Below are 12,657 nucleotides of genomic sequence, written 5' to 3'. Positions count from 1 at the left end.
TGCGGCGCGTCGCAGGTCAGACGCGGGAATGGCCGAGAGACTGGGCGGGTTAAGCAGCGAACCTGCAGCTAGAAGACCTGGGCTGTCAGTCCAACTCGCGACGTTGCGCGATCGTGCCGCCCCGCACCGCTTCGTTGATGGAACTGGCGCCGTGGTCGCGGCCGCTGTCATAGGCGGTCACCTTCGATCCGTCACCGCCGCGGGATCCGCCGCCGCCGGCCCCACCGCCGGGCATTCCGCCCATCGGGACCATCGGCATGTGTGGCATCCCCGCACCGACGCCCATGCCGCGGCCGGCCAGCGGCGTCGCCGGAGCAGCCGCTGAGCCAGTGGCGTGCGAGGTTGTCGTGGTCGGGTTGTAGGCCGTGCGTGCAGGCTCGGAGCGCCCCGAGGTGTCTGCGGCCGTCGACAGGTTGTTGGCCGAGGTACCCGGCGTCTGCGACACCGGCGCGGCGGCGGCGGCAGCCGGTGCCGGGGTGGACGGACTCACCGTGGCCGCAGGCGATCCGCCGCTGGCCAGGCCCAGACCGACCGGTGCGGGGGCGATGGTGCCCCCGAAGTCATCGGCTGTCAGCGCGCCGGAGGTCTTCGCGTTCTGCGCCGGCCCCGCCGCTGTCGGCGCGCCGGACTGGGCGGCTGGCTGCGGCGCCGGCTGCTGGGGCGGTGCTGCCATCTGTGGCTGCTGCGGGTTCTGGGCCTGGCTCGCCAGCAGTTTCAGCGCATCCGCGTTCAAGCCGGGGGAGGAGGAGCTGGTACTGGGCGCGGTGGCCGGCGGTGCCGATGACGGACGCGTCGCCGGCGGAGCGGACGGTGCCGGAGTACCGGGCGCTGGAGCACCAGGTGTCGACGGGGCGGCGGCCGGCGGGGTATCGAGCTTGTTGGCCGTGGTACGTGGAATGTCGGCATCGGTGTCTTCGCTGCTCTGCGGAACACGCCGCGGAGTACCACCCTCGGGTAGCTGGCACTTGCCTCGAGTGCCCAGCTTTTCCGCTGCGCGGCGACACGCACGTTCGTAGGCTTCGTCCGCTGCGGCACGACGAGACTCCAACTCCCGCAGCTCATTCTGAGCAGCGGCCAACCGCTCCTGAATCAGGCTCGCCGGCAGCCCCGACAGCGCCGCCAGCTGCATCTCTGCGCGAACCGACGCCACCTTCTGCTCGGCGCGCTCTAGATCGGCCTGCTTGGGGGCATCCCGCAACCAGGCATCGCCGCCGGCGCGCATACCGCGCATCGTCTGCGCGGCTGCGACCGCAGACGTCGCACCGCCGTCGACGGTGTCACGCGTTCCGGCCATGTCGCCGAGCGCACCTTCAAGTGCCTCACCGGTCGCCACTGAACCGAAATGCGTGCTGCTCGCCTCCACGCCGCGGCCGAAATTGTCCAAGGCCGCTGCCATAGCGGCAGCCGCGGCGACCTCTTCGGCTGTGGGTCGCGATACGTCTAGGTCAGGCGCTGCTGGCATGCATCCAGCATGGCATCGCGGAGGTCAGTTCCACCGACGAGACGCATCGATCAGCGCGGGAGTACGGGCTGCGCAGAAAGATCGGCAAGCACGGGTGCGAGGTACATCGCCTCGCTCCATTGCGGGACAGTACGTCCGTCAGGGCGGTCAACCACCCATTCGCCGCCGAGGATTCCGATCAGTCGGGCTCGCCCATCGTGGTCCACGACGAACACCGGAGCCCCAGAGTCGCCCCCTGTAGTGATCGGCCGGAACCGAATGCTCTGCTCATCGGCCTGAATCAGGGGACTGCACTTGACGCCAGAGACTGCGCCGTTGACGCAGATAGGTGTGCCAGGACGGAGGCCCTGGACATCACTGACCGTCATCGCGTCGAGGACCGGCCACTTTCCGGCGACCCAGCCGTCATCTGCTGCTTCATCTGTCCAGATCACTCCACTGTCACGCACAGGCCGGGCATCGACAGCGACCTCGACGGAGACGACAGCGCCGAGCGAGTCGTCAGCGAAATCTCGGTCTCCGATCTGCACGTACTGGTCAGCGCCGTTGTCCGAGCAATGGCCGGCGGTTACGAAACCTGATCGACCAGCATGCGTGATGATTGCAGGACCCAGACTGCAGCGCTGAGGGGCATCCTGTGCATCCCTGCGTGTGATTTTGATGCCGGGGGCCGGGTCGCCGTACTGGGCGGGCAAGCCGGAGGTATCGAACGTGAGAGCGAGGGGTACGTCGCTGACATCGACGTACCCCTGCGGCTCTTCGTTGGACGGCTTCGTCTCGGGCTGCAGAAGCTCGGGGGAGGGCGTCGCAGTCCCAGCGGTCGACTGCACGGCGATCCCGTCACCCGGCGAGCAGGCAGCCAAAGCCGCGACAGCTGCGACAGCTGCCGTCAGCCTCGTGACCTGCGCAAATCGGGTGGACATACCTCCATGGTCACACGGGGATGACAACTCGGCAAATATGCGATCACCGCCGCGACCTGCACTTTTGTCGCGGCGGTAGCGTTGAAAGCAAATCATCCACGGTTTACGCATCGGTCACGGCCCGCTGACCTGCGGATTCAGCAGCCTCCTCCACGCTCACCTGCACCGCCTCCCAGCAAAGGCCTTTCCACGGTTTCACTGTCACGTCCCCCTTTCGTCAGCTGATCATGAAACCCCATGCGGGCCGGTCTGCGCACCCCTCAGCGGTCGAGGCAGCGCCGGGGTTCCGCTGGCGCAGATCGCACGAACTTCTCCGGTTGGCGCACCGTTGACCTGTGGAAAGTGTCAGAGTTTTCGGTGATCTCGGCGTGAGCTGGACAGGTGCGTTGGTGTCGCCAGAGGAGGGAGGGGGTCTGACGGTAACCGTCTCTACACCGTGGCCTGTGGCGTGGCTCACAGCGGTTTATCGGGGCGGTGAATGGTGACAGTTTCTCTTACTCGTTCATATTTTTAGTTAGTGTATCTAGTTATATGTATCTATCAGGCACTTCTACTTTTACGCATCCGACAATAAGACCGTTGTTGTAGCGAAAAGTGTTTCATTGAATTTCTTCATGATTGACGACCCCCTCCCCCTTCTGGCGACATGGATGCTGCGCTGCAGGTAGCTCGGAGATTGCACGCGGTGCTGACAGTTTCCGCTGGTCGAAGGTGCGTCAATCGAGAATACTCGTGCGTTCTACGCCAGCGGTTTGGCGTCCGACAACTGTCTACGAAATCCTGTGAGATGAGTCACGCGATCGGCAGAGTCTTCGCCGCGACACGGTGATGCACGTGCATCTAGCGGCTGCACTGCGCGATGCATCCGCTACCGTGTGCGCCATGACCGACGCCGACAGCAACTGGATCGACCCCGCGGACTACGCGGACGAAGTGCTGCCATCGTTCTGGTCCCGGCCTCCACACTGGCAGCAGGAGATTCTGCGCCAGCTGCAGGCCAGTCGCCGCCATCAGGAAGCCGAAGCACAGCGCTGGCGCGAACAGGAACTGCCGACCCCGCCGGACCCACCGCGCGCCACCGCGCTGGAAGCCGCCGCCTCGATGTTCGGCCAGCCGTGGCACCCCGGCATCCAGCTGCACCCTCTGCCGGCGCAGCAGCAGGCCGAACTGGAAGCCGCTGCACTACGGGCCGGCGGTGTGCGCCAGATCGACGGCCCCGTCTACAGCCAGCAGGTCCGGATGCTGACGATCGCCGAAGCCGCAACGGCACTGGGCACCAGCGCCAGCGGTGTACGGCGCTTGATCAGTGGCGGACGCCTACCCAAAGTGACGTTCGGGCGCACGGTGCGGGTGCGCTCGGATCTGGTGTGGGCGCTGACACATCGTCCCGACCTGAAATTCGGCGCCGACGTCTACTTCCGCACCGACACCGCCGCCTACCGGCCCACCGCCCCTGCCGTCGACAGTGACCTGGGCGTGCCGCTGGCAGAGGTCGCCAAGACCATGCGCGTCAGCGAGGAGACCGTGCGCCGCTGGTCGCGCCAGGACCCGTTCACGTTGCCGATCGTGGGGCGGGGCCCGCACGCGCTGATCAAGGCCTCGCTGCTGGCCACGCACACGGTGCCGTTCAAGTCTTCGCAGCTGCAGTTGATCGATTTCGCCAAAATCGCGCTGGCCAAACGGAAGACACCGGAAGCCAAGCGCGCCTACCTCAACGCGTTGCGTGTGATGGCACCTGCGATCACTCCCGACCAAGTGCGCCGCACCGACGAGGTTTTCGACACCGCGGCGGGCAATGCGCTGTGGCCGATGTCCAAAGTCGCGGAGACACTGCGGCTGTCGCTGTCGGGGGCGCGGAAGCGTGTGGCCGCCGCCGGGATCCGCACGCAGGTCATCGGCGGCGTGGCCCGAGTGCGCGCCGACGACGTAATGCACCTGATCTATCTGCGCCAGGAGCTGTACGCCAAGCAGCAGGGCCGCCCTCCTGTCGACCCTGACGACCCGAACCACATAGACCTGCCCACAGCTGCGGGCAGGCTGGGGGTCACGGTGCGCACACTGCGGCGCTGGATCGCGGCTAAGCGCATCGAGGCGATCACCCGCGCCGACAAACTGTGGGTGCGTGCCGATGACGTTGTGGCACTGCGCCGCACGCTGCGCATCGACAAACACAACGACCGGGTGGCAAAGGCCCATGCTGAGGCCGCACCGAAGCGGGGTGCGGCGCTGACCGCCGAACACATGAACAACTACATGGCCTGGCTGGAAGAGACCATGAAGCTCGAGCGCCCCTCGGAGTGGATCCACACCCGCCGCGCCGCCGCTCTGCTTGCCGGCTGCCGCAAGTCGACCATCGAGACCCTGGTGCGTGAAGGGCTCATCCCGGCGATGCGCGACGGTCATGAGCTGCGCATCCGTCACGGTGACCTGTACGCCGCCGGCGTGTTCTCGGCGCGGGTTGCTCGGCTGTGCCCAAACTTGCGGCCTTCCGGCGCCGATCATGGCCGGGCGATCACCCGCGACTTTCTGGCCCTGGACTTCGCCGCACGGTTCCTCAACCGCCCGCTCTCACAGGTCAAGCAGCTGATTCGGGCGCGCAAGCTCCACAGCGTGCATTTCGGCACCGTGCACCGCATCCACGCCAGCGAACTGCTGGGGTTGGGCCGCCAGAAACTGGAATACGCCGCGGGGCACTACCCGCGATTGCGAGTCGACCGCTGGGACGGGGTGCTGACAGTCGGCGAGGCGGCTGACCGGCTACAGGTCAGCGAGCGCACAGTGCAGCGCTGGTACCGCCGCGGTGCACTGGCCGGCGGGCCCGCGACCAAACCGAAGTGGAAGCAGTTCCCGAACGGTGCCTGGATCGAGATCGGCGTGCCGATCAACCGCGGCGGCCTGCTGCTGTTGGACCGCCACGTGGAGGCCGCCCGCCGGGCCCGACAGGTCGAAGGAAAGGTTCCGCGTGACCCGGTGCCGGTCACCGCGTCGCAGGTGCGCAGCGAGCATCTTCCGCAGCTGATGCCGTGGCAGCAGTTCGCGGTGAGTCACTGATCGGGGTGTAGCTGTGCTGGACTCGGTGGCGCGGCGCGCAGCTCGGCTGTCGGCACGCGCGCAGGTGGCGTTCACCCGCGACCTCGCCGCGGCACGCGCCGCCGCCGGACTCAGTCAGGCGCAGCTGGCGGCGCTGATGGGCGCGGACGCGACGACCGTGGCCGGCATGGAGCGCCTGGACAGTGACCCGCGGCTCTCGCAGCTGCGCCAGTACCTCACCGCGTGCGGCGCGTCGCTGGTGCTGTCGGTGGTGGCTCCCGCGTCTTCGGAATAAGCGGCCGCACGACTGGGCGGCACACCCATGCCGCGAAGTGGCGTCGCGCCGCGGCGCAGCGGTGTTGGGTGCGTGAGCTTAGTTTGCCGCCCATGCAGGTCGTAGTGAAGCCGACAGCGCGGCAGCACAGTGTCACGGACGCCGAGATCAGGTCGGTCATCGAGCACTTCATCACCCGGTACCCGATCAATGCCGCCTTCGACCCCACTGCGAACGCATACATGTATGTGGGACGGATCGGGGGCGAACCATGGATTGAGGTTGCGACCGAAGAGACCGAGCGGGTGGAAGTTTTTCATGCGATGTTGTTGACCAAGGCTGTGGCCGAAGACCTGTTTCGGATCAGCCGCGGATCGCTAGACTTGCGGGGAATGCTCTCGGGGCAGCGTCCGTACGTTGGCCCGCAGACCGAGCCCATCGACTGGCCACTCGGGTAGAAGGGATTCAGCGGTGACAACGAGTTCTGATCATCCGGTGCGCGACGACGCGTACTACGCACAATTCAGCCGCGCAGTAGAGAACCACGAATACACAGTCGGGGAACTGGAGTGGGGACCCGCCGCGGGAGAAGTGGGCGTGCCATCCGGCTGCCCAGTCTGGGTTCCAGGAGAAGTAGCGGCGCGGCTACGACTTCGCGCAGAGCGTGAAGGTGTGAGCCTGGAGCAAGCTCTGCAGGATGCTTTGGACCGCTACCTGGCTAACTGACAACTCGCTGCGCAAAGCGCCGGTGCCTGTAGCGCCCGCAACCTGTTCGCCCGGCAGCTAAGTCGCGAGTTGAGCGCGTTCCCCGCGCGGGCTCCGGATCCTCATCGCACGGCTGCTGCAATGCGCGGCGCCGGCACCTTCACCGCCGCCCCCGTCGCGTCGATGGGTTGCGCCACTTCGGCCACGGGGGACTAGCTGCTGCTGCTGCTGGGGCTGGGGCCGGCGCATCGCCCCGATTAACACGGCTGGTGCACCGGCGGTCTCTCGGTCCCGGGATCTCGCCGGTATTCAGCGGCGCAGGCGGGATCCGGCCAGTTCGTGGTCGACGGCCTCCTGCAGCTCCTCTCGGCTGTAGTTGCCATGGCCGGAGTGGACTTTCACGTGGTACCCGCACGCGGCGTAGGACCGTGCCGGCTCGTTGTGGTCGACGTAGTCGTAGGGCTGACCGTCGGCGGTGTAGACGGTGGCCACCGGGTAATCGGGGTGAAGATCGTTGGGATAGCGGGGGAGTGGCATCAGGCTTTGCGCTCCGCTTCGTCAGCGGCGCGGCGCAGTCCCTCAGCAGCGACGGTGTGCTTGCCCTCGCGTTCCAGGTTGCCGGCGATGACCCGCGCCTGGTCCGGTGTCAGCCGCGCGTCGAGGGTGACGTTCAACTCTGCCTGGGCGTCGCGGACGAAGACGTATCCGGGGTAGGTGTCGGTGTCGGCGATCACTTCGCGTTCACTTCCCATTTCGCGACCAGATCGGTGAATTCCTCGTCGGTGCAGTGGTCGCCGTAGAAGTCGGTCCCGGGCAGGACGCGGCACAGCTGCGGGGAGCACGGACCGGCGTAGGCGGGTCCTCCCTCACAGACAATCTCGGCGGTGCGTCGTCCTCCTCCGAGGCTGCTGTGTGTCTCGCACAGATCGAACACTGTGGTCTTTCGCATCACAGGCCCCATTCGAATTCGCGGCCCACCAGGTCGGGGCGATCGGCGAAGACGGTGATCGTGGCGAAGTATGCGGCTCGTTCGTGGGCGCGGCCGTCACCGGTGCGGGGAAAGATGTTGTCGTAGGCCCAGTCGTCGAGATCCCCGGATGGTGGTTCCACGTCGAAGGTTTCGGTGCGCTTGTACTCGCTGCCGTCATAGAGATCGGTGAAGTCCACGGTGATCTGCATGGGATGGGTCCTTTCGCTGTGGGCGGCTGTGCGCCGACACGGTGTCAGCCGGTCCGGTGTCCGCGGGTGCGCGGCGCGTGAGGGGCAACTTTCCGGAAAGTTCACCTGACTCTGACGGCAGCGCTGCTGCTGCTGTCACGTCCCGCCGATTCAAAACGCCGGCGGGCGCCGGCCGGCCGCTCGAAAGCAGAGAGCCGTGTCGACCGCGAAGATCGAATACCGGACTCTCCTGAAATCTGAACCAATACATCACCGGATGCACCTCTGACCTTTTGTGCGAGCGAGTGTGTCCTCGCCCATCTCCGCGCCCGGTTGCGGGCACTGCTGCCCACGGCGCTACCGTCCGCGCCGAACAGAGGAGCCCGATCCCGTGCCCATCCCCGCGCCGGTCATCGCAGAGCTGACAGTGGTGACGCACGCCAACTGGCGCGTGCAGCAGCTGTGCGAGCACACCGCAGCCCGTCAGCATTTCGGCATGGACCTCGATGGTGCCGACGATCCCTGCGCATTGTTCTGGTGCCCGGGGGCCTGGGCCGCAGCGGCGACGACGCGCTACCCGCAGCTGCGGTTGTCCTCGGCGGGGCCGCGCTGGCTCGACACGTTGCCTGTCGCGGTGACCGGGCGCGAAATAGTCACGCGCACAGCAGGTGCCGTCGCCGAGACGGCAACAGGTGTCGGGTCGTCGGTGTTCGCGAAGTTGCCGGAGTCCAAGCACGACTGTTTCGCGGCAGCAGTGCGCACCCCGCGGGAGCTGGCCGATGCGTGTGCGCGACTGCCCGTCGACGAGCCCGTCCAGCTGTCCACGCCGGTGCAGTTCGCCTACGAGCTGCGGTGCTGGGTCCGTGACGGGCAGGTGGTCGCGTCCAGTCCGTACTTCGTTGACGTCGACCGGCAGGTGTGGCCGCAGCGGCAGATGCGCACTTGCGATCGCGAAGGTCGCGGCTGGCTGCAGTCGGTGCTCGACGCCGGACTCGATGTCCCGCCCGCGGTGGTGCTCGACATCGGCTGGTGCGCTGCGCCGGCGACGGGGCCGCCCGGGTGGAAGATCGTCGAGGCGAATGCTGCGTGGTCGTCGGACTGGTACCTGGCCGACGACATGGCGGCGGTGTGCGCCACGGTCGCCGCCTCGCAGCGCGATGTGCCGGACCGGTGGCTCTGGAGGCCCAGTCCGCTGTTGTTCACGACGTGCCGGGCGCCGCTGCGCCGTTGAGACCTGTGAGCCGCGGCATTACCGCGGCGGGCACGGTCGGCGTGTCGGTGCGTGCGGGTTGGTCGAACAGCGCAACGGCGGCTGAAATGCGCCTGTTCGGGCACATGGCCCGCGGAACGACAGACGGGGTGCGCGAATGCTCAGCGACTGGGAGGCCTGTCCACTACAACCCGGGCAGGTGGCCGACATGTCACCGAGGCATGCCCCTGAGATCCGCTTTCGCCCACACACGGTGAGCGCCCGGCGTGATGCTTCCGGCGCCGTGGTGGTGCTGAGGATCAGCGGTAATCGGCTGCCGCCACGCGGCGGTCTGCCGATGGCCGGCACGCTCGACAGCTGGGAATGGGACCGCACCCGCGACCCCGCCGAAGACTGGCTCGACGCCGTGATCGCGGGACTGGACCGGTGAGCGCACCGATGACCGCCCCGTGCCGGTTCGTCACCAAGCGGCGGTTCGAATCCAGCGACGCGGCGTTGGCCGGCGCCGAGACCATCCGGGGCGCCGTCCAGGCGCGTGGGGACCGGTACGAGCAGCTGCACCCGTACCTGTGCCCGGACGCCGCTCACTGGCATCTGTCGCACTACCCGCAGGGCACTGCTGTGTGCCCCTGTTGCGGGGAGGAGGTGTCGGCGTTCGATGTCGGCGCCGGCTGGGTGGTGTCTCCGCACGGCGGGCAGGACACGGCGTGCCTGGGGGCCGGGATGCAGGTCGAACGAATCGTGGCGTCGTGATGTACGCCTCCGACGACCTGTACTGCGAGGGGTGCGGCGCGGTGGTCGATCAGCAGCATCTCCAAGAGTGCTCGGTGTGGCGTGAGTTGCGTGAACGCTGCGGCGTCGCATGAGCAGTGTCGCGACGCAGTTCCCTGCGCGCACCGATTCGAACGGCAACACCTGGTATCGCCCGGTGCGTGACAAAGGTATGGCCCACGACCAGTGGGGGTGGACATCGAACCCAGCGATGGCCGATCCGAGCTACGCGCAGGACGTGACACTGTGCGCGATCGGTGATGTGACAGCCGGTGACCGCGCCGCAATCTTGGACTTCGCCGCGGCACTGGCCTCCAAGGCGAAAACCGGTGCAACCGAGACTGAGTCGGTTTGCGCAGCTGAGCCTGTGGTGGCCACCTGCGCGAATGCTGCATCGGCGACGTGCTCCCCAGCTGTGACCGGGACTGAGTCGGACCCGCTGGTGCCCGTGCTGCCTGCGACGGTCCCGGGATGGTTGCCCGCCTGGACGGTCCACCAGGACTGTGTTTGATGAGCGAACTGTCACGTCCCCGCTCGTCTCGGCGTGTCGGTCCGCGCGGGTAGGTGCGCGGGACCGGCGGCTGATGGACTCACCGCGCCCGGCCTACCCGAGGAGAAGCGATGTCTGTCACCACATCACGAGCGGCTGCGCAGGCGGCGATGTTTCTGGAGGGCCGCAGTGCCGATGATCTCGGTTGGCCCGACCGCGACTGTGTGGCACGGCAGTTCGCCGCGGCGGTGCTGACCGGTCTCGGTCCCGAGCAGTGGGGCACCGATCCGGTCACATGGTGCATTGAGGTGCTGGAGCCGGCCATCGAGCGCCGCATTCCCGGTCCCCACGACGACCTGCGCGCGTTGGGTTGGCCGCACACTCCGACGGTCGCGGCCAACCTCGTGCAGTGGCTCGTCGACGACGGAATCCTGGCCGAAAACGACGGATGAGCAGCACCGTTGGATGAGTGTTCGCACTTGTCGGTGGTCGCATGTATTCTCTAAAACAGAGAACGATCCACACCCCAAACAGGAGTTTTGACGATGCGCCTTCCCGCCCCCGCCTCCACGCTGGTCACCGCTGGCGACGCCGCCGACGCCGCGCCGACGATGGCGAGTCGCGTGGACCCCGAAGGCGCGCGGCGCATGATGGACATCCTCATCAACCTCTACGCCGACCGCCGACTGGCAGTGGTCCGCGAGTACGTCTCCAATGCCGTGGACGCCACCCGCGCCGCAGGCAGCGCCGCGCCAGTGCGCATCACCAGCCCCACCGAGCTGGAACCCAACCTCGTCGTCGCCGACGCCGGGGTAGGCATGTCGGCAGCCGAGGTCGAAGACACGTTCCTGGCGTTCGCCGCCTCGACCAAGCGCGACAGCAACGACCAGATCGGCGGACTCGGTGTCGGCGCGAAATCCGCTCTGACCCTTGCTGAATCATTCCTTGTGGACACAGTGAAGGCCGGACGGCGCACCCTGGTGCGCGCCGCACGTGACCTGACCCATCAGGTGCTGCTGGCCGACTCGCCCTCCGACCTGCCCAACGGCACCACGATCACCATCGCAGTGGAGGTCGCCGGCCAGCTCGACACGTGGAACACAGTCATCACCGAGGTGGCGTCCGCACACCCCGCAGGGGCGGTGTTGGTGGACGGCAAGCCGGTCGCGAGCCTGACCGGCGGACTGCGCTGGATCGGCCCGGTCGGCTGCCTGCGCGCCGGTGCGCGCACCGTCGCCGTGCTTTCCGGCGGCACCCTGTTCAGCGCGGTCCCCGAGGTCACCAATCGGGTGCTCGGCGCGACCAAGTTGCAGGGCGCGGTCATCGAACTGCCCATCGGTTCGTTCGACCACACCCCGAGCCGTGAGTCGGTGGTCGCCACCGAACGCACGATGGCCGCGGTGGACGCCGCGCTGGCCGAGTTCGCCGTCCTCTACGCCGACCTGGCTGAGCAGGTGGCGACCCTGGCGCTGACCGACGTGCACGCTGCGGCCACCCTGCGCGCCAGCGTCCTGGGTGACGTGGCCCGCGCCGATCTGCTGCCGGTCCCGTTCCACGCGGCGGTGCCCGCCGGCGCGGGTGTGCGGCACGGGTCGGAGAAGGGACGGCGCACCCAGCGCCGCCGCTGGAAGATCGCCGGAGAAGACGAGGTGGTGTTCACCGCGCTCTCGGCTGAGCGTGCGCTCAAAGACGTTGTGGTGGTGACCGGTGTGCCAGCACGGCGCGGCCTGCGCAGCTTCGCCACGATGATGGCCGACACACACCCCGAGGCTCGGTGGGTGGTCCCTATCGTCGAAGGCCAGGATCGTGTCGAGTTGCCCATCCTGGGTGAGGGCGACACCGCCACCGGACAGGTATGGCCGATCAGCGCCGACACCCCCGGCGTCACCGTCTACAGCTTCACCGAGTGGCTGGCCGCTACCGCGACCACGCGCGCCCCGCGCAGCGGTCTGGCCGGATACATGACGATGCGCGTCATCAGCGATGACCGTCCGCAGCACCAGGAGCTGTTGACCGGAGCGGAGATCGCCGCGCTGGGACTGCCGGTCTTCTACCTCGAAGAGGACTGCGGCCGCACCTACGACCAGCGCATCGCCGGGTCCAACGCGGTCGCCGTATACCTCGGTCGCCGTAAGTCGGGGCCGCTGCTGGCCGCAGTGCCTGCCGCACAGACCTACCACGAATGGGCCAAGGCGCGGTTCGTCGTCGAGACCGCCGGGTGGACTGAGACCGAACTGGTCGCCGCTGCCATCGACTCTCAGTCCTACTGGCACGGCGACCGCGTTCGCCTCACGCTGGCCGCGACCGCCGCGTCGCAGGTGAACGCGACCCACCCGCTGCGCGCCGTGCTGTCCCGGGCGGCGGAGATCGAAGCTGCGTGCAAGGCCGTACCAGCGGCGCACACCGCGGTGATGGAGCGCGCACGCAGCATCGGCCTCGCGGGCCAGTACATGCGCGAGGTCACCGACCTGTTGACGGCGATTCGGCGCGCGTACCCGCTGCTGGAGCATCTGCGCGGTTCTGCCTTCGACAACGAGAAGCAGGGCTTCATCGACTATCTCGTGCACACCCCGCCGCGGATGCCCGCAACGCCCAACTCCACCGCCGACGCCGCCTGACCGGCCCGGACGACCA

General features: G+C 67.7%; 14 protein-coding genes. 8 read left to right on the top strand and 6 right to left on the bottom strand.

Annotation, left to right across the window (positions count from 1 at the left end; all coding sequences use genetic code 11):
* Positions 1-85: 85 nt before the first annotated feature.
* Both AWB94_RS06045 and AWB94_RS06040 read right to left on the bottom strand, forming a co-directional pair.
* Complete coding sequence (locus AWB94_RS06045; RefSeq protein WP_207626216.1) at positions 86-1,294, bottom strand: hypothetical protein; 1,209 nt, start codon at positions 1,292-1,294, stop codon at positions 86-88.
* A 218-nt stretch (positions 1,295-1,512) separates the two neighbouring features.
* On the bottom strand, positions 1,513-2,385 hold the full coding sequence (locus AWB94_RS06040; protein ID WP_062656032.1) for a chymotrypsin family serine protease: 873 nt from the start codon (positions 2,383-2,385) through the stop codon (positions 1,513-1,515).
* Positions 2,386-3,267: 882 nt separating this feature from the next.
* Here AWB94_RS06040 and AWB94_RS06035 point away from each other — a divergent pair.
* From AWB94_RS06035 to AWB94_RS06025, 3 genes are all read left to right on the top strand, one after another.
* Positions 3,268-5,436 (top strand): helix-turn-helix domain-containing protein, encoded by a 2,169-nt coding sequence (locus tag AWB94_RS06035; protein WP_062656033.1) that lies wholly within the window; start codon positions 3,268-3,270, stop codon positions 5,434-5,436.
* 13 nt (positions 5,437-5,449) lie between these two features.
* Positions 5,450-5,710, top strand: coding sequence for a type II toxin-antitoxin system RelB family anti-toxin (locus AWB94_RS06030; RefSeq protein WP_062656034.1), 261 nt, complete (start codon positions 5,450-5,452; stop codon positions 5,708-5,710).
* 92 nt (positions 5,711-5,802) lie between these two features.
* On the top strand, positions 5,803-6,147 hold the full coding sequence (locus tag AWB94_RS06025) for a hypothetical protein (RefSeq protein ID WP_062656035.1): 345 nt from the start codon (positions 5,803-5,805) through the stop codon (positions 6,145-6,147).
* Between the two features lie 556 nt (positions 6,148-6,703).
* On the opposite strand, the gene AWB94_RS06020 is transcribed toward AWB94_RS06025, so the two are convergent.
* From AWB94_RS06020 to AWB94_RS06005, 4 genes are read right to left on the bottom strand one after another with little or no spacing between them, the layout of a single operon-like run.
* A complete protein-coding gene (locus AWB94_RS06020) occupies positions 6,704-6,931 on the bottom strand; it encodes a hypothetical protein (protein WP_062656036.1) in 228 nt (75 codons plus the stop codon).
* The gene (locus AWB94_RS06015; RefSeq protein WP_131805243.1) at positions 6,931-7,146 is read right to left on the bottom strand and encodes a hypothetical protein; all 216 of its coding nucleotides are present in this window, start codon (positions 7,144-7,146) and stop codon (positions 6,931-6,933) included. The genes AWB94_RS06020 and AWB94_RS06015 overlap by 1 nt, the downstream gene beginning before the upstream one ends.
* Positions 7,125-7,343, bottom strand: a complete 219-nt coding sequence (locus AWB94_RS06010) for a hypothetical protein (RefSeq protein ID WP_062656038.1) — start codon at positions 7,341-7,343, stop codon at positions 7,125-7,127. Before AWB94_RS06010 ends, AWB94_RS06015 begins: the two co-directional genes overlap by 22 nt.
* Positions 7,343-7,573 (bottom strand): hypothetical protein, encoded by a 231-nt coding sequence (locus tag AWB94_RS06005; protein ID WP_062656039.1) that lies wholly within the window; start codon positions 7,571-7,573, stop codon positions 7,343-7,345. The genes AWB94_RS06010 and AWB94_RS06005 overlap by 1 nt, the downstream gene beginning before the upstream one ends.
* A 370-nt stretch (positions 7,574-7,943) precedes the next feature.
* Between AWB94_RS06005 and AWB94_RS06000 the strand changes: the two genes are divergently transcribed.
* From AWB94_RS06000 to AWB94_RS05980, 5 genes are all read left to right on the top strand, one after another.
* Entirely contained in the window at positions 7,944-8,783 is an 840-nt protein-coding gene (locus AWB94_RS06000) for an ATP-grasp domain-containing protein (protein WP_230021225.1), read from the top strand.
* Positions 8,784-8,970: 187 nt separating this feature from the next.
* On the top strand, positions 8,971-9,192 hold the full coding sequence (locus AWB94_RS05995) for a hypothetical protein (RefSeq protein ID WP_230021226.1): 222 nt from the start codon (positions 8,971-8,973) through the stop codon (positions 9,190-9,192).
* Positions 9,189-9,515, top strand: coding sequence for a hypothetical protein (locus tag AWB94_RS05990; RefSeq protein WP_109762102.1), 327 nt, complete (start codon positions 9,189-9,191; stop codon positions 9,513-9,515). Before AWB94_RS05995 ends, AWB94_RS05990 begins: the two co-directional genes overlap by 4 nt.
* A gap of 639 nt (positions 9,516-10,154) precedes the next feature.
* Positions 10,155-10,475, top strand: a complete 321-nt coding sequence (locus AWB94_RS34030; protein ID WP_131805244.1) for a hypothetical protein — start codon at positions 10,155-10,157, stop codon at positions 10,473-10,475.
* Between the two features lie 93 nt (positions 10,476-10,568).
* Entirely contained in the window at positions 10,569-12,641 is a 2,073-nt protein-coding gene (locus AWB94_RS05980) for an ATP-binding protein (protein ID WP_230021228.1), read from the top strand.
* Positions 12,642-12,657: the final 16 nt, after the last annotated feature.

The organism is Mycolicibacterium canariasense (assembly GCF_002101555.1).
Taxonomy (GTDB): Bacteria; Actinomycetota; Actinomycetes; order Mycobacteriales; family Mycobacteriaceae; genus Mycobacterium; species Mycobacterium canariasense.
This window is presented reverse-complemented; position numbering and strand designations above follow the sequence as displayed.